General features: G+C 62.5%; 13 protein-coding genes. 5 read left to right on the top strand and 8 right to left on the bottom strand.

All coding sequences use genetic code 11. The annotated features are described in order from the left end of the window. Positions 1 to 71 precede the first annotated feature (71 nt). Positions 72 to 1,115, top strand: coding sequence for a hypothetical protein (locus LH365_RS16625; RefSeq protein WP_226745678.1), 1,044 nt, complete (start codon positions 72 to 74; stop codon positions 1,113 to 1,115). 146 nt (positions 1,116 to 1,261) lie between these two features. Here the strand turns inward: LH365_RS16625 and LH365_RS16630 are convergent, their stop codons facing one another. Continuing rightward, on the bottom strand, positions 1,262 to 4,723 hold the full coding sequence (locus LH365_RS16630; protein ID WP_226745679.1) for an EAL domain-containing protein: 3,462 nt from the start codon (positions 4,721 to 4,723) through the stop codon (positions 1,262 to 1,264). Between the two features lie 125 nt (positions 4,724 to 4,848). Here LH365_RS16630 and LH365_RS16635 point away from each other — a divergent pair, with 125 nt between their 5' ends. Together LH365_RS16635 and LH365_RS16640 are read left to right on the top strand one after the other, a co-directional pair. Further along, positions 4,849 to 6,054: a pilus assembly protein TadG-related protein gene (locus LH365_RS16635; protein ID WP_226745680.1), complete on the top strand. Its 1,206-nt coding sequence runs from the start codon at positions 4,849 to 4,851 to the stop codon at positions 6,052 to 6,054. 12 nt (positions 6,055 to 6,066) lie between these two features. Continuing rightward, positions 6,067 to 6,681 (top strand): PleD family two-component system response regulator, encoded by a 615-nt coding sequence (locus LH365_RS16640; protein WP_226745681.1) that lies wholly within the window; start codon positions 6,067 to 6,069, stop codon positions 6,679 to 6,681. Between the two features lie 141 nt (positions 6,682 to 6,822). On the opposite strand, the gene LH365_RS16645 is transcribed toward LH365_RS16640, so the two are convergent. Both LH365_RS16645 and LH365_RS16650 read right to left on the bottom strand, forming a co-directional pair. Then, complete coding sequence (locus tag LH365_RS16645; RefSeq protein WP_226745682.1) at positions 6,823 to 9,969, bottom strand: glycoside hydrolase family 2 TIM barrel-domain containing protein; 3,147 nt, start codon at positions 9,967 to 9,969, stop codon at positions 6,823 to 6,825. A gap of 72 nt (positions 9,970 to 10,041) precedes the next feature. Then, entirely contained in the window at positions 10,042 to 10,953 is a 912-nt protein-coding gene (locus LH365_RS16650) for a family 43 glycosylhydrolase (protein WP_226745683.1), read from the bottom strand. A gap of 134 nt (positions 10,954 to 11,087) precedes the next feature. Between LH365_RS16650 and LH365_RS18665 the strand changes: the two genes are divergently transcribed. After that, positions 11,088 to 11,216 (top strand): hypothetical protein, encoded by a 129-nt coding sequence (locus tag LH365_RS18665; RefSeq protein ID WP_255606750.1) that lies wholly within the window; start codon positions 11,088 to 11,090, stop codon positions 11,214 to 11,216. On the opposite strand, the gene galA is transcribed toward LH365_RS18665, so the two are convergent. From galA to LH365_RS16675, 5 genes are all read right to left on the bottom strand, one after another. Beyond that, complete coding sequence (gene galA, locus LH365_RS16655; RefSeq protein WP_226745684.1) at positions 11,213 to 13,747, bottom strand: beta-galactosidase GalA; 2,535 nt, start codon at positions 13,745 to 13,747, stop codon at positions 11,213 to 11,215. The genes LH365_RS18665 and galA overlap by 4 nt on opposite strands. A gap of 89 nt (positions 13,748 to 13,836) precedes the next feature. Beyond that, positions 13,837 to 16,743 carry a TonB-dependent receptor gene (locus LH365_RS16660; protein WP_226745685.1) on the bottom strand — a complete coding sequence of 969 codons (2,907 nt, stop codon included), beginning with the start codon at positions 16,741 to 16,743 and terminating at the stop codon, positions 13,837 to 13,839. A gap of 159 nt (positions 16,744 to 16,902) precedes the next feature. Continuing rightward, entirely contained in the window at positions 16,903 to 17,889 is a 987-nt protein-coding gene (locus LH365_RS16665) for a FecR domain-containing protein (protein ID WP_226745686.1), read from the bottom strand. Next, entirely contained in the window at positions 17,876 to 18,445 is a 570-nt protein-coding gene (locus LH365_RS16670) for an RNA polymerase sigma factor (RefSeq protein ID WP_226745687.1), read from the bottom strand. The genes LH365_RS16665 and LH365_RS16670 overlap by 14 nt, the downstream gene beginning before the upstream one ends. 219 nt (positions 18,446 to 18,664) lie before the next feature. After that, positions 18,665 to 20,044 carry a glycosyl hydrolase 53 family protein gene (locus tag LH365_RS16675; RefSeq protein WP_226745688.1) on the bottom strand — a complete coding sequence of 460 codons (1,380 nt, stop codon included), beginning with the start codon at positions 20,042 to 20,044 and terminating at the stop codon, positions 18,665 to 18,667. A 138-nt stretch (positions 20,045 to 20,182) separates the two neighbouring features. Between LH365_RS16675 and LH365_RS16680 the strand changes: the two genes are divergently transcribed. Then, the gene (locus LH365_RS16680; RefSeq protein WP_226745689.1) at positions 20,183 to 23,059 is read left to right on the top strand and encodes a PAS domain-containing protein; all 2,877 of its coding nucleotides are present in this window, start codon (positions 20,183 to 20,185) and stop codon (positions 23,057 to 23,059) included. The last annotated feature ends 362 nt before the right edge of the window (positions 23,060 to 23,421 follow it).

Below are 23,421 nucleotides of genomic sequence, written 5' to 3' on the forward strand. Positions count from 1 at the left end.
AATCCGCGAGCCATCGTTGTTCCCTGTGAGGCCGCAAAACGGCCAGTTCAAAACGCACAGGAGATTAGACAATGACCTTCAAGACCCTTTTCGTTACGACCGCCATGGTGTCGCTGATCGCGTCGGGCGCCAATGCCCAGTTGCTGGGTGGCGGCGGCGGCGGTCTAGGTGGCGGCCTGACCGGCGGCGCAGGCCAGTCCGGTGGCATGATCGGCGGTACGTTGGGCGGTTCGGGCAACGGCAGCCTCGGTAGCGGCCTGGGAGGCGATCTCGGCAGCCGTGATGCGCTGGGTTCCGTCGACCGCGCCGCCCAGCGGGCGCAACGCGAAGCCGACCGTGCCCAAAGACAAGCTCAGAAGCAGGCCGAACGCGCTGAACGTGAAGCGCAGAAGCAGGCGCGCCGTGCCCAGGATAACAGCCGGGCCAATGGCGATGCCGCCGGTAGCCTGAGCGGTCAGGTTTCGCGTGCCGGCAATTCCGCCTCCGGTGCCCTGAACGGCGCGGGCAACGGTTCGATCGGCCGCGACGGTCTCAGCGCGGCGGGCGCTGGTGATGCCGCAGGTTCATCAACCGTTGATGGCGCTGCGTTACGCGACCGCGCCACCAACCTGACGGGCGCGGCCCGTGATCGTACGGCCTCAGCCAGCAGTGGCTTGCGCGACAAGGCCGGCGATGCGGCGGGCAATACCGTCTCGCAGACCCGCAATGCGGCTCAGACCGTTGCGCAACGTGACATGACCGGTTCGGCGACGGGCGCGGCCAGCGGCAGCGGTTCGGCTCAGGGCAATCTGCTCGGTAATTCGCTGAGCGGTAGCGGGAATGGCAGCGCGACGGGTGATGCCGCTATCGATACGGCGGGCGCGACCGGCAAGGTGCGCAACACCGCTCAGGCGGCAGGCCGGAAGGCCCGCGACGCCAGTGCGACCGCCCGTAACATGGCCAGCAACACCGCCGGTTCGGCCCGCGACAAGATCGGGCAGGCGCGCGGTCAGGTGGGCACGGTCGATGCCGATGCTTCGGGCTCCGGCAATGGTCAGGCCAGCGCCAGCAAGGACGGCGTCTCGGCCAGCGGTAACGCTTCGGGCAATGCCAAGGTGTCGCGTAACCCGAACTAAAACCAGAAATCACGCATCCGGCGTGCAGGGCTTACGCTTCGGCGGAGGCCCTGTGCGTTTGCGATTTAATCCTTTGTTTGTCGCGCCTTTACGCCCCAAACGTAGTTCGGCGCAGCCAAAACCGTTGCACACTTTTCGGAAGGTGCTCAGCCGACTTTACGCAGCAGAGTCTGAGACGTCTTTTCGACCAAAGTGTCGACACGCAGGGGGCGAGAGAAGAGATAGCCCTGCATGGCATGGACGCCGGCGGCTTTCAGATGCTGATGCTGGGCCGGCGTTTCAACGCCCTCCGCCACGACCTGCATGCCAAGGGCGCGGCCGATGCCCGATACCGCCTGAATGATGGCCAGCGCCTCCAGCGCCTTGCGCGCTTCGCCGTCCAGCCCGCGCACGAACTCCTGATCGATCTTGATCTTGTCGAAGGGGTGGCGGTGCAGGGCGGTCAGCGACGAATAGCCGACGCCAAAATCGTCGAGCGCCAGACGGAAGCCGTGCTTGCGCAGACGCTCGAAGACGATGTTCATGCGCTCAGGATCGCCAAGAATGGCGGTTTCGGTGACTTCGATGACGAAGCGCGACGGCGGCAGGTCCGCGGCGCGCACGGCGGCGAGCAGGTCGGCTTCAAACTCCGGCTGGTCCAGTTCGACCGGCGATACATTGATGGCCAGCGGCAGCTCGCCAAGGCGCGGCGCATCGCGGAAGACGATCTCACGGACCCGTCTCCCGATGCCGATGACGCGACCGGTGCGTTCGGCCAGCGGCACGAAGATGGCCGGCGACACAATATCCGTATCGTCCGAAGGCCAGCGCACCAGACATTCCGCCGAAATGATCGCCTCACCGAGACGGTCGTAGATCGGCTGATACATGACTTCGAGACGACCTTGCGCCAGCACGTCGTCGAGGCGCGCCAGCAGCACACTGTCCTCGTCGCCGACGACGGGGGCCGGTGCGGCGGGCGCTGCCGGAAGCCGTCGATCGATCTCGGCCAGCGTGGCCGCCAGCGCGTCGGCCAGCGCCTCGCCATCGCCCAGCCGTAGCGCCGGGGGCGTCTGCCGGGCCAGCGCCTCGATGCTGCCGGCCAGATCGGCCAGACGCCGGGCCCCCAGATTGAGGCTCATCGAGCGCAGGGCGTGGGCGCCGGAAGCCACCTGCTGCCCGTTATTGTCTTTAAGCGCCGACACCAGCGTCTTCAGCGTGACGGGGGCATGGGCGCGGTAAAGCCCGACTACACGGTCGCGGAAGGCGTCCGAACCGCGCAGAAGGGCGTCGAAGGTGGGGTCCAGCCAGTCACTCTGTATGGGCAGCGGCGGTGTTTCGGCTTCCGGAGCCGAGCCTTCGACCGGCACGGCCAGATGCGGCAGAAAGCGCTCCAGAATGTCGGCCAGGGCCTGAAGCGTGAAGGGTTTGTGGAGTACGGCGTCCATACCGCAGGCGCGCCATTCTTCGGCCGCCTTGCCGACCACGTGGGCGGTCAGGGCGACGATGGGCAGGTGCGTATCGTTTTCCCGGGCGCGCCAGCGTCTGGTGGCCTCGAAACCGTCTATTTCGGGCATGGAGCCGTCCATCAGCACCAGATCGAAGGCCGCCATTGCCATCTGCGTCAGCGCATCGGCTCCGTTGATGGCCGTGGTGCAGTCGATGCCGAAGCGGCTGAGCGACTCGCGCGCCACCTCCAGATTGACCTCGGCGTCATCGGCGACCAGCACACGGGCGCGTGGATAATGCACCGCCACCGTTTCTGGCACCGTCTCCGTTTCCTGATGCAGGGGCTCACCTTCGGAGACGGCCGTAATCAGGCGGTCGAGGTCGCGATGGCGCAAGGGCAGATTGAGAACGGCCGCGCAGCGCCCGGCCTCACGCCAGGCTTCGGCTTCACTGTCGCGGATATCGGCGATTAGGATCAGAGGTGCGGAGCCGGCAATGAGTGAGGCTCTATTATCGGCATCAGCCAGGATCAGGTCCGGCGTGGTGTCGTCGATCACAAAACCCGCCGCTTCGAGACGCGCCTTCAGGGCGGACGCCAGCGCCGGTGCGGCGACCGCCAATTGCAGCCTTGCGGGTGTCATCAGCCGGGGCGGGGCGGCCACAGGCCCGCCAGCTTGGCGTGGCAGACGCACATGGAACTGCGTGCCCTTGCCCTGTTCGCTGGTCACGGCGATAGCGCCGTTCATAGCCTCCACTAGCCGCCTGGCGATCGACAGACCCAGACCCGTGCCGCCGAAGCGCCGCGTCGTCGTCTGGTCTTCCTGTGTAAAGGCGCCGAACACGCTGTCCAGCTTGTCAGCCGCGATGCCGATGCCCGTATCGGCCACCACCAGCCGCCACTGGCCCGGATCGCGGTCAGGGATCAGGCGGATCGTGACGTGGCCGCGCTCGGTGAATTTGACGGCGTTGGAGACCAGATTGGCGATAACCTGACCCAGCCGCACCCTGTCGGCTGGCACAAGCCGCGGCGCGTTCGGATGCACGAAGGCGACCAGTTCCAACCCCTTTTCACGGGCGCGGTCGTGGAACAGGGCGACGACTTCATCGATCAGATCGACAATATCGACCTCGCTGATCTCGACATCCATGCGCCCGGCTTCGATCTTGGAAAAGTCGAGAATGTCATTGATAACCGACAGAAGATTACGCCCCGAACGCACGATGGTGTCGGCGTGGCGGCGCGCCTTGGGCGGCAGGGCCTCGCCGGCCAGAAGCTCGGCCATGACCATGACGCCGTTCATCGGGGTGCGGATTTCGTGGCTCATGGTGGCCAGAAATTCGGACTTGGCGGCATTGGCGGCGTTGGCTTCGTCGCGGGCCACGCGGTAATCCTGCGTACGGGCCGTAACCTCGCTTTCCAGTTCCTGAACATGCGCTTCGATCTGCCGGTCGCGCTTGTCGATGGCCTCGGCCATCAGGTTGAAGCCGTCGACCAGCGTGCGCACCTCGTCGTCGGCCTGGGTTTCGACGCGGGTGAAGTTACCGCTTTCGGCGACGGCCGCAATCGTGCGGGTCAGGTCGCTCAGCGGTCGGACGAGGCGGCGTTGCAGGCGATTGGCGATGAGAAGCGCGATGCCGGCCGACGCTACCGCCATCAGGCCAATACCCGCCAGCGTACGGAACAGGCCCGCGCCTATGCCCGAAGCGCGATGGACCACCACCACATGCCCCAAGGTGCGACCCTCACGCTCGATCGGTGCGCGGATTTCGATCGAGCCCGTTGATAACAGGTGCGAAAGCGAGGGGGGCGCGCCCTTGCCATCGACGCTGACGTCGGATTTCAGCCGCGCGCCGCTGCCGGTTTCGGCCATCACGCCCGCTGGCGTTTCCACGCGGGCATAGACGATGCCCGGCGTGCGGGTGACGGCGCGGATCGCCCGAAAGGCGCCGGTGGCGTCGCTGCCTTCCACGCTCTCATAGGTGCTGGACGCCAGTACGTCGGCAGCCGCCTTCAGCGTCGACCAGCGCGTCTCGCCGTAGCGACTGGCTTCGTTGGCGACAAACAATGCGGCGACCGGCAGACAGGCCAGAAGCACGCAGCCCACCACCAGACGGTTCAGCCGGCTGTGGAAGCCCCGGTGTGTCTGGCCGCGGCGGCTGATTCGGACTCGTTTGCGCATCCGCCGAGCCTAGCCTGCGCCCTCTTAAACAGAGGTTTAAAAAGATACGCCTCTGTCAAAAACGAAACCTATGCCGAAACAAGCTGTTAACGCGGTTATGTTACAAGAACGCAAAAGAGGTCAGCATGTTCGGCTTTATAAAGGCGCAGGGGGGACAGGCGGGGATCACGGTCACATTGCTGGCCGTACCCCTGATGCTGGCTGTCGGCGGGGCCGTGGAACTGACGGCGGTCAGCCGCGACAAGACCATTCTTCAGGAAGCGGCAGACGCGGGTGCACTGGCCGGGGCCGGTCGTTTGACTCTGGCCACCTATGGGCAAAATACGTCAGGTATCAACAGTTTCGCCACCCAGACCGCCTATAAGCAGCTTCAGGGTATAGGCGACAGTGTCGATGTCACCTTCACCGCCACGACCGACCTGCAAAAGGGCACGGTCGAGGTCAGGGGCCTCGCCAAACGCAAACCGATCTTCAGCGCTATCACCTTCGGCACCGAACTGAACATTCTGGCGCGCGCCGAGAACCTGCAAAGAACGCCTTTGTGCGTGTTGCAGACCAAGGACGGCGGCCTGACGGTACGCAATACGGCCCTGATCAAGGCGGCGGGCTGCGCCATCCACGCCAATCACGACATCATCGTCGAGTCGGGCGCCATGATCGAGGCCGAGCGCATTCAGGCGACCGGCAAGGTAACCGGCATCACCCGTCCCCAGGCGGGCGAAGGCGCGATGACCATTCCCGATCCGTTCAGCGATATGGACCTCAAGCCGCCCTATCCTTGCCTGAGCCTGCCGCTGGAGATCAGGGTCCTGAGCAGTCAATCGGTGACCCTGCCGCCGGGCGTGCACTGCGGCCTGCTGCAGGTGGGCGGGTCCGGGCGCGTTCATCTGCTGCCGGGGGAGCACTATTTCATGTCAAAAATTCAGTTGTCGAACGTGGCGCAACTCACCGGTGACGACGTGGTGCTGATCTTCGACAGCGACGACAAGATCGATATTGCCGACAAGGGCGAGGTGCGTCTGACCGCGCGCAAATCGGGCAAGTTCGCGGGCTTCCTGATCGCCACGTCGCGTGACAACACCCAGACCTTCTCTATCAAGTCCGACCGCGTCAGCCAGCTTCTGGGGACCATCTACATCCCCAATGCCGAGCTGGAAATCGAAACCGCCGGCAGCGTCGCGCAGGATTCCGCCTGGAGCGTCATCGTTGCCCGCACCATTACCTTGCGCAAGGACCCGGTGCTGGTGATCAACAAAAACTATGCCGGGTCCGGCGTGCCGGTGCCCGAAGGGGTGGGGCCGAACCGCTCCGCTCCGGCCCTAACGCAGTAAGTGTTTCCCACCATGAGCTATTTTGTCAATTTCGAGTCGGCGCGCCTGCTGGTGGTGGATGATGACCCCATCCTGCGCGAATTTGCCGCCACCCATCTGGCCACACCCGAAGTCAGCGTCGAAGTGGCCGAAGACGGCGAAGACGCCTGGCAGCGCATGAGCCGCAGCACCTATGACATTGTCCTGCTCGATCTCGACATGCCGCGCATGGACGGCTTCGAACTGCTGGGCCTGATGCGCGCCGATCCGCTTCACCGCCACGTCCCCGTCGTCGTCGCCACCGGCCGCGAAGACATGCTGGCCGTCGACAAGGCCTTCGCCAATGGCGCCACCTCTTTCGTCATCAAGCCGCTCAACTGGCGGCTCGTCTCGCACCAACTCTCTTACGTGCTGAAAAGCGCGCGCGAAGAAGCCGCCGTGCGCCAGACCCTGCGCGCGCTTCAGGAGGACAACCGCCTGCGTGACGAAGCGGTGATGCTGGCCCTGCGCAAGCTCGAACAGTCGAGCCAGACGCTTAACACCATGTTGACGCAGCCGGAAAGCGTCGAACTCAGTGAAGCTCAGGCTACGGCTGAACGCGTCGTTCGTCTGTGCGAGGCGCTGACGCAGGTGGCTAAGGCGGGTTGATTTAAGATCGTTCGGTTAGTGCCGGATGGATATGAATAAGGGGGGCTTCGCCCTATTCACGGCGACCACATGCGCTGCAATTGACGCTTATCCACCCAGTATCGGGGTGCAGGGGCCTGTGGCCCCTGCGTCCTTGCCCTTTTACGGCGCTATCGTCTCGATCGTGAAGCTATAGCTCTGCGGGTTCAGCGGGATGCGATACTTGACCAGCGAACGGGCATCCAGCGACCAGCCGGTATCGCCACCGACCCCGACCTGAGCCAGATCGATCAGTAGCGTGCCGTCACCGCGCGGGACGATGTCGGATGAGCGCCACTGGCCGCGCGGGCGGGCATAGAGGTCTTCGTAGGGGAAGGCGAGGGCGTTGGCGCTCAGGGGCTGCGCGCCCTTGACCTTCACGCTTGCGCCGGAGGTGTCGGAGACGGCGATCCAGCGCACATCGGTCTTGTTGCCGGTTTCCTGCGGGCGGGCGTAGTCGTGGAACTGATCGGCCACCGTGCCCTTATAGCGGCCGATGGCGTAGCCGGTCTGGCGGTCTACATAGGATTCCTGCGGGCCGCGTCCGTACCATTCGAGATTGGCCAGCGAGGGGTCCGTATCGAAACGCATACCCACGCGCAGCGGATCGGGCAGGTCGTCCTTCACCGGATCGAAGTCGGCGGTGACGTTGATTTTGCCATCGGTGCGCAGGCGATAGGTGACGGTGAACGTCACCGAGCCTGCGCCCTGCACGAAGAGGATCTGCACGCGGTCAGCCTCGACCTTGAGGTCCCGCACCCGGCGGTTTTCGGTCAGGGACTTCCAGACGGCGTGGCTGGTGGCGACGCGGCCGCCTTCGTCATTGTCGGTGAGGCCGCGCCAGAAGTTGGGTGAGCCGCCCTTGAGGAGCGTCTTGCCGCCCGCCTGCACGCTGATCAGGCCGGTCGCAGCGTCGATGCTGAGCGTGCGCCCGGCGGCGCTGAGGGTGATGGTCTGCCCCTTCTGCTGGGGCTTGACGAAGGCTGTGGCCTCCATGGGGGCCGAGGCCGGGCGCAGGACGAACTGGCTCCAGCCAACGGTGGAACCTGCCGGTACGCCCTTGATGCTGTCGGTTTTGGCCGTGGCGGCCATCGTCAGTATATATTCGGCATTGTCATCGGGCAGGGCAGGCAGGGCCAGCGGGATGTCCGCCGACGTAGCGGCGGCGGCATTGACGCCGCGTAGTGTGCCCTGATCGGCAATGACGCCGTCTTTCAGCAGCAACCACTTGAAATCCAGGCCCGACAGGTCGCGGAAATCATGGCGGTTGACGACGCGCACCTTACCCGTTTCTGGCTCGCCTTCGAAGACGACCGGCGAATAGACCTTCTGCAGTTCGTAATATTCCGGATCGGGCGTGCGGTCGGCCTTGACCACGCCGTCGCCGACCACCGAATTGTCGCCGCGTTCCGGGTTCACATCGAAGCCGGAGGCCCAGTAGTGTTTACCCTTGGCATCGGTGCCATCGACGAACTGATCGACCCAGTCCCAGACGAAGCCACCCTGAAGCTTTTTGTGGGCGCGAATGGACACCCAGTAGTCTTCGAGATTGCCGAGACTGTTGCCCATGGCGTGGGCGTATTCGCACTGGATCAGCGGCTGTTTGAAGCGCGGGTCTTCGGCATAGTCGTTGATCCGGTCGATGTCGTCGTACATCGGCGCGTAGATATCGACGTAAGCGTTGGGCTGGTGATCGTTATTTAACGTGCCGTGCCCCAGATAGGAGATCAGACGCGTCGGATCGTTCTGGCGTATCCACTTGGCGGCGTTTTCGAAGTTCGGGCCGGTGCCGGCTTCGTTGCCGAGCGACCAGAAGATGATCGAGGGGTGGTTCTTGTCGCGCTCGACCATTCTGGAGATACGATCGAGATGCGCCGTCGCCCAGTGCGGCTTGTACCCGAGCTGAATTTCCTCACGCGCCTTGGGATTGCCGGTCTGGGCCGCCTTCCTGTCGGCGGCGTCCATATACTCGTGGCTCTCGATATTGGCCTCGTCCATGATGTAGAGGCCGTATTCGTCGGCGAGGTCGTAGAGATACGGGTCGTTGGGATAGTGCGAGGTGCGCAGCGCGTTGACGTTCGCCTGCTTCATCAGTTCGATGTCCTTGCGCATCAGTTCCGGTGCGATGACGCGGTAGGTCTTGGGGTCGTGCTCGTGACGGTTGACGCCCTTGATCAGAATGCGCTTGCCATTGACCTGCACCTCGCCATTGCGGATTTCCACCGTGCGGAAACCGATCTTTTTGGAGGTGGCCGAGATCAGATGGCCCTTGCTGTCGGTAACTTCGATCACCAGCCGGTAGAGGTTCGGAGTCTCCGCCGTCCACGGCTTGACGCTCTTGAGCGTGCCGGTCAGCTTTGCGGGCTTTCCGGTGCGGGCCTTGCCCGTGGTTTTCAGCACCTGCGTGTCGCCGTCATAGACGGTGGCCCTGACCGTGGCTGTTCCCTTGGCCCCGGCCAGTTCGGCCTCCAGCGCGAAGACGCCGTCGGTATAGGTCTTGTCGAGCGTCGCCGTCACGGTGAAATCGCGCAGCCGCGTCTTCGGCTCCGCGTAAAGATAGACCGAGCGCTCGATCCCCGACAGTCGCCAGAAGTCCTGATCCTCCAGATAGGAGCCGTCGGCGTAGCGATAGATTTCCAGCGCGATCTCGTTCTGACCTGGCTTGAGGAACTTCGTGACATTGAACTCGGAGGGCAGCTTGGAGTCCTCGGAGTAGCCGACCTTCTCGCCATTCACCCAGATATAATAGGCTGCGCCGGCCGCGCCTATATGCAGGAAGACGTCCTGACCGCTCCAGTCGTTCGACACGTTAAAGCGGCGCTTGTACGAACCCACCTCGATCATATCGTGCGGGATGTGGGGTTCGTTCATCGGGAAGGGGTATTTGATGTTGTAGAATTCGGGCAGGCCGAACCTGCCGTCGCCCTGCGCCTGGATCATGCCGGGGACCTGAATCGTGTCCCAGCCGGTCAAGTCCGCGCCGGTTTTATAGAAGTCCTTGGGGCGGTTATCGACGCCTTTGGAGAATTTGAAATCCCAGGCGCCATCGAGCGACAAATAGCGCTTCGAGGCCGTCTTGTCGCCACGGATCGCCAGAGCGCGGTCCTCGAAATTGAAGAAGGTTGCCTTCATCGGTTCGCGGTTCACCGCCACCACTTCCGGCGCCTCCCACTCCGCCGGAGCCGTCTGGGCCAGCACCGGCGCGGTCGCCAGCAGCATGACGCCCATGGCCACCGAACACATGACCGTTTTCTTCACCGATTTCGACATCTGGCGTCCTCTTTTATTTGTCTGATGATTATCTATGCCGTCAGATTTGCCCCAATGCCAGCCTAAAAGGCATCATTTGGCGACGATCTGCCGGATGGCGCCATCGGCATTATAATGTAGTTCTTCGACGGCGATGGAGCGTTTGTGATCGCCGCCGCCGGGCAGCAGGTTGTCGTGGTAGAAGAAGTACGTCTTTCCCTTGAAGGTGATGATCGCCTGATGGTTGGTCGAGATTTTCAGATAGTCGAAAATCACGCCGCGATAGGTATAGGGCCCCATCGGCGTCTTTGAGGTGGCATAGACGATCTGACCCGGCCAACCGGTCGAAAAGCTGAAATAGTAGAGGCCGTTACGCTTGTGCAGGAACGGGGCTTCGCCGTACTTTTTCTTGGGATCGTCGGCTGGAAAGTCCTTGATGACCAGATTCTCGATCGGTCCGGCCAGCGAGGTCATATCGGTGCTCAGCCTGACGATCTTGGGCACGCGTGTGCCGAAGGTCAGATAGGCCTGACCGTCATCGTCGATCAGCACCTGCGGATCGATGGGCTCATCCCCGGCATTGGCGTCGCGCGCCTTGTCGATCAGGGCGTCGCTGCGCGCGTCGCGATAAGGGCCTGCGGGCTTGTCCGCCACCGCCACGCCGATCTTATCGCCGCCCACGGGCGCGTAGAAATAGTATTTGCCATTTCGGAACGCGGCTTCCGGCGCCCAGGCCTTGGCATCGGGGCGCGCCCATTTGAACACGCTCACATCGAGAAAAGAACCGTCGTCGCGCCAGGTTTTCAGGTCGTCGGACGTGTAGAGCCGCCAGCTTGTCGAATCCCAGTATGTGCCGGAATTGGAGGCATCGTCGGTGGCATAGAGATAGACCTTGCCATTGAAGACATGCGGCGACGGATCGGCATTAAACCGCCCGCTGATCGCTTCACCGGCAAGGGCCGGCGCGGCCAGAACGCTCAGAAACAAGAAGAGACAGGCTTTCATGCCGCGTTTTCCATCGAATTGAACGGCATTCCTGATGCCGTCCTGACAATTTTACCCGTTTTGCGCGTCGCCTCCTTGCCCGGCAAGGCCTATATTTGACGTTAACGTCAAAAGACAAAGCCAAGGAGGCGAACATGCGTAGCATAGCGCTGCACCACGACCATCACCATTCCGATTCGCTGCACGACCGTTCCATGGGTCTGCTGGCGGTTTCGGCATTCTCCGTCGCGATCTGGGCGCTGCTGGCGCTGGTTGCCGCTTAATCGGCGATCAGCGTGACGCTTGCCGATTTCAGGCCCTCTGCCGACGCCGTCACAGTGATGCGCCCCGGCGAGCGACCGGTCTGGACGATAGCGGTTTGAACGATGGCTTGGGCCAGACCGTTGAACAGCCTGCGCTCCGAGGCCTTGTCGGCCTCGTGGCTGGCCGGGTTGCCGTTGCCGACTCCGATCACCGTACCGCCGCCTGAAAGACTGAACTTAACCAGATTATCGGCCTTGGGCGCCGGTCTGCCCTTGGCGTCGAAAGCCTCGACCTTGAGAATAGCTACATCGCGCCCGTCGCCCTTGAGCGCGGTGCGGTCGGTCGTCAGGACTAGCTTTGTCGCCGGACCGGCGGTTTCGCGCACCGTCTTCATCACCACCTTATTGCCCTTATAGCCAAACGCTTGAATCCTGCCCGGCTGATAGACGACATCCCATTCGAGGTGACGGTTCTTCACGACCGTCTTTTTGCCTTGGGACCTGCCATTGACGAACAGTTCGACGGCATCGAGATTGGAATGGACCCACACGGGGATGGTCTGGCCGTCCTGGCCTTCCCAGTTCCAGTGCGGGAACAGGTGCAGCAAAGGCTCGTTCTTCCACCACGCCCGATAGTAGAAGGCGTTGTCCTTCGGGAAGCCGCAGGTGTCGAGAATGCCGAACTGCGACGAGATGGCCGGCCAGCGATTATAGGGGGTCGGCTCACCACGATAATCGAAGCCCGTCCAGATGAAGCCCCCGGCGATAAAGGCTTTGTCGTCGAACAGTGGCCAGTAGGCTTCGGCGGTCGAGGCCCACCACGGATGCTCGGTATCGTAGGCGCGCACGAAGGACCTGGCCGCGTCGGTGACGTATTCCCCGCGCGTCGAGACGGTCGATCCGGTTTCCGAACCGTAGATGGGGATGTTGGGATAGTCGGCGTGGAACTTTTCCATCAGATGATGGCGGTAGTTGAAGCCCAGCACATCGACGACAGAGGTAATGCCCTTGCCGTAGGAATTGTCGAGCGCCGCCGTCACCGGGCGGGTGGGGTCGAGACGCTTGCACAGAGCCTTCATGGTCCGGGCGACCTCAATGCCGCGCTCGGTGCCTTGCAGGGGTTCTTCGTTGCAAATTGACCATGCGATGACCGACGGGTGGTTGCGGTCGCGGCGGATCATGGCCTCAAGCTGATAGAGGCCGTCTTCGGACGACGACATCTTGCGCGTCTCGTCGATGACAAGGATGCCCAGCCGGTCGCAGGCCATCAGCACTTCGGGTGTGGGAGGGTTGTGCGAGCAGCGATAGGCGTTGGAGCCCATGTCTTTCAGTTGCTGCAAGCGCCACAGTTGCAGGGCGTCCGGGATGGCGGCCCCGACCCCGGCGTGGTCCTGATGGTTGTTGGTGCCCTTGAGCTTGACCGGCTTGCCGTTGAGCAGGAAGCCTTTTTCGGCGTCGAAGCGGATATCGCGCAGGCCGAAATAGGTGATGACGGTGTCGAGCACGGTCTCGCCGTCGAGGATTTGTGTTTCAAGCTGATAGAGGTGGGGGTTTTCCAACGACCACAGAATGGGATGTTGCAGCGTAGTGCGGTCGGTTATGGTGGTGTCACCGACTGATGCCGTAGCCGTGCGCATTGCGCCTGCGGAATCGAGCGCCCAATTGGCGGGCAGATGGCCAACAACGGGGGCACCAAAATCGATCTTGTGAGATAGCGTGAGATTGCGCGCGGCCTCACCGCGATTGCGTACCGTGGTCTCAATTTCGACCGTGCCGTCCGTCTGGCCGCGTACCCACACGCCCCACTGCGGGATGTGCACGGCGTTCGTCTTGACCAGCCAGACGTGGCGATAGATGCCTGCGCCTTCGTAGAACCAGCCTTCGCCTTCGGTCGCATCGACGCGGACGGTCAGGAGGTTCGGCTTGTCGTCCGTATGGATGAAGTCGGTGATGTCGACCTGAAACGAGGTGTAGCCGCTTTCGTGGCGCTTCAGGATGAAGCCGTTGAAGATGATCATGGCGTTGCGGAACACGCCGTCGAACTCGATCCACAGGCGCTTGCCCTTATCGGCCGGCGACACCGGCACCACGCGGCGATACCAGCCGATCGAGGTCTCCGGAAAATCACGTCCGATAGGCTTATAGCCGTGCGCGGCCAGCATATCCGGCTCGTCCTCGCCATTGGCGATCGCGCCCTTGGCCCCTTGCGCAAACGGTAAGGCGACGGCCCAGTCGTGCGGCACATCGATTTTCTGCCATCTGGAGTCGTCGTAGTCGTGACCGACGCAGTTAGCGACGCGCGCGCCCTGCTTGGCGTGGGTGCGCAACGCCAGTCCGTAATCGAAATCCCTAGCCATGTCCGTGGCGTGACCGAAGGCGAAGCGCCAGTCGAGATCGAGCGAGACACGCTCACGCGGACCGAGATCGTCCTGAGGGAAAAAGTCGATGGCGCTCTCAGTTGCTCCGGACGCCGCGACTGCGCTAGGGGCTGAGAGAACTGCCCCGGTGACGGCGGCGGTTTGCAGCAGGCGGCGACGGTTGAGTTCGGTCATGACGGCTCCCATTTATCTTTACAATTGTCTTACAAATAAAAAGGCCGGGCTTTCAAGTGAAAACCCGGCCTTAAGGTTATGAAAACGATTTAGAACTTGTAGGTCACATCGAACAGAAAGCGGCGGCCGTAATAGGACATGTCGCCCACACGGTTACGCTTGTGATCGGTATAGACCTTCATCGGCGTATCGAGCAGGTTGCCGGCCTGGAAGCGCAGCGATACGCGTGAATTGACATTATAGCCCGCCGAGAAGTCGAGCGTGGTTTCCGGCAGAACGCGGACCAGATTGGTCGAATCCCAGCCGAGGATGGCCGTGTACTCGGAATGGTACTTGGCCCCCAGACGCGCTTCGAACTTGGCGTCCGAATACCACAGGTCGAGGATGGCCGTGGTGTCGGCCACACCGTTCATCGGCAGTGGATTGCCCGCCGGGACGAATTCCTGAATGTCGGAATTGACCAGCGCCAGGTTGGAATAGATGCCGAACTTGTCCAGCCACGAGACGTTGGGCAGGAAGGTGCCGAACGGCGTCTGATAGGTGAATTCCACGCCCGAAATGAAGCCGCCCGTGCTCGAATTGACCGGCGAGGTCAGGGTATAGACATTGCCGTTGATCGTTTCGGAACGTTGGTTGTAGCCGACATAGTTTTTGACGTTCTTGTAGTAGCCGGCGACCGCGAACAGCGAGTCCGGGCGGAAGTAGTATTCATACGAAACGTCGAGTTGATCGGCTTCAAAGGGCTTGAGATACGGATTGCCCGACGAGCCGGTATAGGGCGCCGAAGTCGAGATGCTGCGGTTGGCCTTCAGTTCGTTCATCGGCGCGCGCGACATCACGCGGGCCAGGCCCAGCTTCAGGAAGCCGTTCTCGACGATTTCCATCTTGACCGAGGCCGAAGGCAGCCATTTCGTATAGCTGACGCCGCCGGCGGTCGGGGTGAGCATGACCTGTTCGACCCAGTTGCCGGGGGTTTGCTCCACCCAGACGCTGGTGCGGGAATCGCCCGCCGAACGGCTGTCGACATCGACCACTCTCAAACCGATATTGCCGGAGACTGGCGCATCAATGAAGGTGGATTCAAAATTGCCCTGCACATAGGCTTCCCAGACCTTTTCCGACACCTCGGAATTATAGGCGATCTGGTCGGGCGACAGGCTGAAAGCGCCCGCGCCGTAGACCGTGGTGCGCAGGGCGTCGAAGTCGCCCTTGAGCATCGAGGGCACGTTGAAATTCTTCAGCTTGTATGCCGTCAGAGACGCGCCGTTGACGCTGGCCGTGGTCGGGGCGATCGTCTGGCTGTAGCCGGTGGCTTCGGACTTGGTGCGGTCGGCGTAGCGCGCGCCGAACATCACCGCCGTCCAGAAATCGCCGCTGAATTCCCGGCGGAAGTCGATTTGCCCGGACGTCAGTTCGTCCTTGACCTTGCCGACATCGTTGGTGCCGGCGACGGTCGACAACGATGCAGATTCAGGCTGCTGAGAGACGCTGATGAACGGGTCTTCGCTGAGGAACCATGTCATGCTGGACGGATAATATTCCAGCTTGATGGCGCGCCACGTGTTTTCGCGCTCGGCGTTCGAGTAGGAGAGGTCGGCATTGATGGTCCAGGCATCGGTCGTCCATTTGCCGTTCAGACCCGTCACCAGCAACGACTTGTCTTCGGCATAGCGGGCGACGACCGGCATCAGGCGTGACCAGGCCGTCGTAGCCCCGACCAGATCGCCGTTAACGACGACCGGATTGCTGAAATTCCCCGTGCTGGCGCCGGCCCAGTTGCCCCAGTTGTTTTCACCGTACCAGGTCTGGTTCTGGTCTTCCTGAATCTTGTACTTGGAATAGAGCAGGTCGTAGGTCAGTTCGAACTGCGCGTTCGGGCGGTACTGCGCGCCGAACGAGGCCGAATAGCGATCGGCGTCGAGGAACTTGGCCTCCGAGCCCGCGCCCCACGGCGTCGGCACCTTCGGCCCGCCCGCGACGATGGGGCCGGTCGAGTTGCCCGAACGGATGGAGTCGTCGTTGAAGCCCCAACCCCGGAAGCTCTCATAACCGTTCTTCTGATTCTGGCCAGTCAGGCCGAGGACGAACGCGAACTGGTCGTTGACCTTCTTCACCCACGACCCCGAAGCGCGCCAGCCGAGGCCGTCATAGCCGGGGAAGTCCGCGCCGCCGTCATAATAGACGCCGCCGGCGCGGGCGACGAATTCGGGGCCGGAATAGGCGAGGGGGCGAATGGTCTGCAGATCGACCGTGCCCGAAATGCCGCCCGACAACAGGCGCGCTTCCGAGGATTTGTAAACCGCCGCGCCGGCGACGACTTCCGACGGGTAGATCTCCCAGCGCACATTGCGGTCCGGCTCAGAGGTCGCTACTTCGCGGCCGTTGACCGTGCCCAGCACCATGCGCGGGCCGATGCCGCGGATCGAGGCCTGACTGTCGTTGCCGCGGTCGCGCGAGGTATTGACGCCCGGCAGGCGGGCAAGCGACTCGGCGATGGTCACGTCGGGCAGGACGCCGATTTCCTTGGCGGAGATGAATTCGGCGACGCCGGAATTGGCGCGCTTCTGGTCGATGGCGTCGCGCATCGACTTGCGGATGCCGACGACCGTGACCTCTTCGGGCTCATTGGAGTTTTCGGCTTCGGCCTGGGCCGTGTCGGCGCTGCGCTCGATGCTGGCGGCGGAAGCGCGCACCAGTACGGCGGCGCGACCGTCGTTCGACTTGACGCTGAGGCCGGTGCCGCCGATCAACTGGTTCAGGGCCTGATCGACGGGCAGGGTGCCCTCGACGGCATTGGTGCGCAGGCCGTTGAGATCGTCGGCGCTGGCCAGCACCTGAAGACCGGACTGCTGGGCGAAGGCCTGCACGCCCTTGGCGGCGGGCTGGGCCGGGATGGCGAAGGATTTGCTCTGGGCAAGGGCGGGCGCGGCATAAACGGCGCTTACCGTCAAAGCGGCGATCAGGGCGGCTCGTGAAGCGCCGGTGAACTGGGTCATGGTGGTGTTTCCCGTAGGACCGAGCCGTGGAGTGGGACAGCGGCTGTTTTTATCGGGTGGGACCGGACCCCGGTCTTCACCCCTCCTGTTATCCAAGATGAAGCTCGAAACCGTTTCCGCCGCCGGATTAAATATTTTTGTCAGATTTATTCCGAAGGCCTATTTCGCGCCGATGACAATACGGTCCTCGGTCAGTTCGACCGGCGCGTTCAGCGCCACCTGCACGGCGCGGGCAAAAGTGTCCGGTTGATCCGCGCGGAACCAGCCGACCAGCTTTTCATCGCCCAGAGCCGCATCGGCAATGACGATCTTGCGGCTGTTGTAGCGATTGAACTCGGCCGCCGCATGGGCAAGGCTGTCATTATCGAGCGCGATCTGCCCGTCGCGCCACGCCAGCCCGCGATCGACCGCGTCAGGCGCGTATTGGGCGCGGATCGTCTGAGGCGCATAGGGCACGAAGACCCTGGCCCCGGCTTCGACGCGGACAGGGGTGTCGGGGGCGTGCGCGTTCCATACCTCGACCACGCCTTCGCTGACCATGACCTCGGCGCCGTTGGGGTAGCGGCGTACACCGAAGGCCGTGCCGACGGCGCGGGCGCGCACCGTGTCGGCTTCGACCACGAAGGGGCGGTTCGCGTCCTTGGCCACCTGAAACCACGCCTCGCCCTTGATCAGGCGGACATCGCGACGCTTTTCGCTTAAACGTATATCGAGCGCGCTGTCGGTATTGACGCTGGCGAGGCTGCGGTCCTTCAGCGGCACCTTGCGCAGTTCGCCGACCTCGGTCTGTAAGTGATGACGATCCAGCATCGGCAGAACCAAGGCGGCGCCTGCCGCCGACGCGGCGATAAGCCCTCCGCCCATCAGCACCTGACGGCGCGTCGGTTTGGTCGATGGAGCGGCGATTTTGTTCTCGATGGGTTCAACAGGGTCGGTATCGAGCCGGACGGTTTCAGGATCGACGCCTGCGCCCATCACACTGGCGCGGTTCAGCATGGCCCAGGCGGCTTCGGCACGGAAAAAGGCACCCTGATGCCGGGTATCGGCCTCAAGCCACGCCGTCAGAGCGGCCTGATCGGCTTCGCTCCAGTCCCCGGATGCCCTTGCGGCGATGTAGGCCGAAGCCTGATCGTCAATGGCCGACATGCCTGATCCGGGCGGGTTGAATCCGGGCCGGCGTCGCCGTGTCGCCTTCGGCGACCTGCTTCAGAATCAGGCTGAGGCCGCGCGCCGTTTCCTTCTCGACCACATTCTCGCTCAGGCCCAGCCGCACGGCGGTTTCGGCCTGAGACAGGCCGTGCACCTTGCGCAGTTCGAACACCGCCTTGCAGCGGGCCGGCAGGCTTTCGATGAAGGCCATGACGCGCGACAGCTCGCGCCGTGCGGACACGGCCTGCTCCGGCGTGGGCGACATATCCGCCCGGCCCAGCTCATCAAGATTGTGAACGGTAGTGATCGACACGACGCGGGTTTTCCTGATCTGCTCCAGCATCAGATTGCGCGCCATCCGATAAAGATAGGCGCGCGGGTCTGTTATATGGGCGTAGCTCGTCTGGCGCAGAAGGCGGTAATAGACCTCCTGAACCAGATCGTCGCGTTCGGCGGGCGTCAGACCCGCGCGCGACAGCCACTGCCGCAAACCCGCCTCATGCGGCAGGATATGCGTCCCGATGAAGGCGAGGCGTTCGTCGTGCGCACTCATGTCCGAGCCGCCTTACGAAGGCCTCTACGGTATAAAATGCACGAGCGAAGACTTTCCGCTGTGTCACCGGCCCTTTTTCTGCCAATCTGAGTTCGAGCGACCACTATGATACTCCCTGACTCCCCGTCTGTGCGCGAGGTTGTCCCACATAGTAAACATGTCGCTGATCGCTTGGCCAGCTAATTGTATGATAAAACTTGCGTGAGGTTGAGGGTGTGATTATTTTGCCAGCAGGGTCACTGTGCCCGCCTTGGCCGGGACGGTGATTTCGGAAGCCGGCGCGTCCTTCAGTCCTTCGGGGGTCACGGCCGCGCCCACAAGAAGCGATGAACCCGGACGCTGCCAGCTGCGGTAGATGAACCATCCCTTCTCACGCGTCATAGGTACGGCCAGGCCGCCGGTGAAGTCGCCGGTCAGATACAGGGCGGATTGACCTTCGTCCTTCACGCGGAAGGTCAGTTCGACCGGATAGACGTAGTTCGCTTTCGGCCAGTCGAGCGCAGGCAGGGCCTTGCCGTCGAAATCGAAGAAGGTGGCGTTTTCCCAGTTGGAGCCTGTGCCCCAGCGCGTCTTGCATTGGGTCGAGACCCACGCCGGTTCCCAGTAGACGACGCCGACCCCGCCATTGTCGAGCGTCAGTTGCATCAGGTCGTGCAGGTAACGCGCCTGCCCCGCGGGCGAGAAGCCGTAGGTCGGGAAGGTCGAGTCCTCGCCCATCAGGTTGCCATTATTGTCCTGATGCGTGTCAGTAAACGGATAGGCGGTTTCGACGACGACGATGTCCTTGCCCGGATAGGTGTGGCGGACGCGGTTGATGACCGCCCCCAGACCGGACATGTCCATCTTCGACCACTTCTTGTAGTAGCTGATGCCAATCAGGTCATAGCCTTCGATGCCGGCCCTGGTCGCCTTGAGGAACCAGTCCTCGACATTTTCCGGCTGGGCGATGTGGATCATGATGCGCGGCGTCTTGCCCGCCTTGGCCCCGGCGGCTTTCACAGCCTTTATGCCAGCATTGAACAGGCGCGCATTGCGCTCCCAGTTGATCGGCTTATGCGGATCGCCCGGCTTCCACGTCACCGAGCCCATCATTTCGCCATTGGTTTCGTTGCCGACCTGCACCTGATCCGGCATCAGGCCCTGCGCATCGAGCGTCATCAGTGTGTCGTAGGTGAATTTATACAGCGCCTCGACCTGCTGATCGGTGCTGAGCGTCGCCCAGGCGGCGGGGACCAGTTGCTTGTCGCCATCGGCCCAGTCGTCGGAATAGTGAAAATCGAGCAGGACGGGCAGGCCTGCCGCCTTGGCGCGACCCATGGCCCGGGTCACGTCGGGGAGGTTGGAATAGTGGGTCCACTTGGGATCGTTCCACAAACGCAACCGCACCAGATTGGCGCCGGAGGATTTGAAAATCGCATAGACGTCTTCCGGCTTTCCGTCGCGGCTGTAGGTCGCGCCGCAATCCTCCATCTCGTTCACATAGGACAGGTCGCTGCCGAAGTAGTAGTCGCGGGCCCGTTCGGCTGCGGTCGCGGGTTGCAGGGCCGCAAGGGCGAGGATCAGGGCGGCAGGGACGGCGCGAAGGGATGAACGCGGCATGAGAGGCTCCGGATAGGGTTCTCTTTTCAAGATGAAGCACGAGGTCATTTCCGCCGGGTTGACGCGTCGGGCAATTATTGAAAACTTATACGGGCCGCCTTAGCCAATGCGAATTGCCGTTCTTTCCCCAAGGTTTTGATGCCCGCCCGCGATGACGCACCGTCTGCGCCCCGTTCTGATGGCGGATATGCCCGAAGCCTGACGGCATCGGGTGGTGCCTGTGGACGTTTGATCGCAGAAAAGGACTGGGGGGAGACCCCTCTGGGTGACATAGAGGCCTGGCCATCCTGCCTGAAGACCTGCGTCAGCCTGATTGTTGCCTCGCACCTGCCTATGGCGGTGCTGTGGGGCGAAGACGGCATTCTGCTCTATAATGACGGCTACGCCGAAATAGCGGATCGGCGCCATCCGGAAATCCTCGGCATGGCCGCGCGCGACGCCTGGCCCGAAGCCTCGGAATTCAACGAGCGCGTCATCCGCACGGGCCTTTCCGGCGAAACCCAGTCCTTCCGCGATCTGGAGATACACCTGAATCGCTCCGGTGCGCCGGAAGCGGTGTGGTTCAATATCGACTATTCGCCGATACGCGATGACCAGGGCCGGCCTGCGGGCCTGCTCGCTATCGTCGTTGAAACGACCAAACAGGTGCTGCTGGAACGCAAGGCCGCGGCCGAGCGCGAAAGTCAGGCGCGTTCGCTGCGTCAGATGCCGGGATTCGTCGCCATACTCGACGGTCCTGAACACGTCTTTACCTATGTCAACGACGCCTATCGCGACATGGCCGGCGACCGCGACTATATGGGCCATACGGTGCGCGAGGCATTCCCGGAACTGGCCAGCCAGGGCTTCTACGGTCTGCTGGATGGCGTGTACGCCAGCGGCCAGCCCTTCATTTCGCGCAGCTTTCCCGTGGACCTGGCCAACCAGAGCGGTACCCGGTTCATCGATTTCATCTATCAGCCGGTCTTCGACGAAAGCGGGCGCGTCACCGGCATTTTCGTGGGCGGCTATGATGTCACCGACCATGTGCGCGCCGAAGCCGCCCTGAAGACGTTGAATTCTACGCTTGAGGAGCGTGTGGCGCACGCGGTGGCCGAGCGCAAGATTCTGGCCGATGTGGTCGAGGCGACCGAAGCCTTCATTCATGTGATCGACGCCGATTATAACTGGCTGGCGGTCAACCGCGCCACGGTGGCGGAATTCCAGCGCCTTTACGGTGTGACGCCCAGGGTCGGCGGCAACCTTCTGGAGACGATGGACGGTCATCCCGAACATCAGGCGCAGATCCGCATCCTGTGGGACCGGGCGCTTACCGGTGAGACCTCCATGACGGTCGAAGAGTTCGGAGAGCGGTCGGGTCAGCAGCGCGCCTATGAAATCCGTTCCGCGCCGCTTTACGACGTCAATGGCGAGGTCATCGGCGCCTATCAGTTTGCGTACGACGTAACCGCAAGGCTTGAGCAGGCGCGCGAACTGGAGGACAGCCGCGACTTCGCGCGTCTGGCTCTGGGGGCAGTCGGCGGCATAGGCGTGTGGACCTACGACATTGTCAGCGACGTCTTTCATTATGACGAGGGTATTGCCCAGCTTTATGCGGTTGACCCGAAGGCGGGCGCTACGGGCCTCAGCCGCGAAGCCTTTCTGGCCAACATCCATCCGGAAGACCGCGACGCCCTGCGCGCCACCATGGCCAGCGGCCTGACGCGCACGGGTGATCTGGAACTGGAATACCGCCTGATCCATCCGGACGGCTCGGTGCACTGGGTGCTGTCGCGCGGCCATACCTATTTCGAGGACGGAAAGGCTGTACGACGCACGGGTGTCGGCATCGATGTCACCGAGAAGCGCCAGCTTGAGGAACAGTTGCGTCAGTCGCAGAAGATGGAGGCGGTGGGACAACTCACTGGCGGCATCGCGCACGACTTCAACAACATGCTGGCGGTGGTAATGGGCTCGCTGGAGTTGCTCAACCGGCGCATCGGAACCGAAGACGTGCGGGCGCGGCATTATGTGACGCAGGGTCTTGAGGGCGCGCGTCGGGCCGCCAGCCTGACGCAGCGACTGCTCGCCTTCTCGCGTCAGCAGCCGTTGCGTCCGGAAACCGTCAATGTCAACCGGCTGGTGGCCGGCATGTCGGAACTGCTGGCCCATTCGCTCGGCGGGGCGATCCAGTTGGAGACCGTGCTGGCCGCCGGAGCGTGGCCGGTGCACGCCGACCCCAACCAGTTGGAAAACGTCCTGCTCAATCTGGGCGTCAATGCCCGCGACGCCATGCCCGAAGGCGGACGCCTGACCATAGAGACGCAGAACGCCCACCTCGACTCGCGCTATGTGGCCGAGGAAATCGGCGTGGCGACCGGGCAATACGTACTGATCGCCGTCACCGATACGGGCACCGGCATGTCGCCGGAAGTAATGGCGCGCGCCTTCGATCCCTTCTTCACCACCAAGGGCGTGGGCAAGGGGACGGGGCTGGGACTCAGTCAGGTCTACGGCTTCGTCAAACAGTCGAACGGCCATGTCCGCATCTATTCCGAGCCGGGACAGGGGACGACCATCAAAATCTATCTGCCACGCCTGACCGGGGTGGATGTTGCCGTATCTGACAGCGCCGTCGCCGAAAGCGTGCTTTTGCCTGGTGAGGCGCGCGACGTCATACTGGTGGTCGACGACGAGGCGGTGGTGCGGCGTTTCAGTTGCGACGCCCTGACCGAGCTGGGCTATCGCGTGCTGGAAGCGGACTCGGCGTCGGCGGCGCTGAAGACGCTGGACGCCCATCCGGATATAAAGCTGCTGTTCACGGACATCGTCATGCCGCAGACCAATGGCCGGAAGCTGGCCGACGCGGCGTTGGTCAAACGGCCTGACCTGAAGGTGCTGTTCACCTCGGGCTACACGCGCAATGCCGTCGTGCATAATGGCGTGGTCGATGCCGGGGTCGAACTGATCGGCAAACCCTTTACGATCGAAGAACTGGCCGCCCGCGTGCGTGAAATACTTGATCAGGCCGATTAAGACCGCCCACGCCCTCAACGCCGAAAACGCCCTCAAATTCCCGTCAGATGGGACGATTGTAAGGGCTGACGATAAAAAAATAAGGGCGGCATAAAAAATTCAAAATTTATTTTTCATCCGTACGCGGCGACATACACACACCTTTTTACCCCTTATAGGGCAAGGATTTCAGGCGGGAAGCGAGCTTTTTTCGCCATATTCGCCTTTTTGAGGTAACGTCAATCTTGTCGGTATTTCAAGCGATTAAGCGAGGCGGTCCGGTAATAAAATGACGGGCCCGCCATCATGGTAAATAGGCTTAAACTATACTTGAAGCTTAATTTCAAGAATTATGGTATGCTTATGTTTTGGTGTTGTGTGTT

This window comes from Asticcacaulis sp. AND118 (genome assembly GCF_020535245.1).
In the GTDB taxonomy this organism is placed as follows: Bacteria; Pseudomonadota; Alphaproteobacteria; order Caulobacterales; family Caulobacteraceae; genus Asticcacaulis.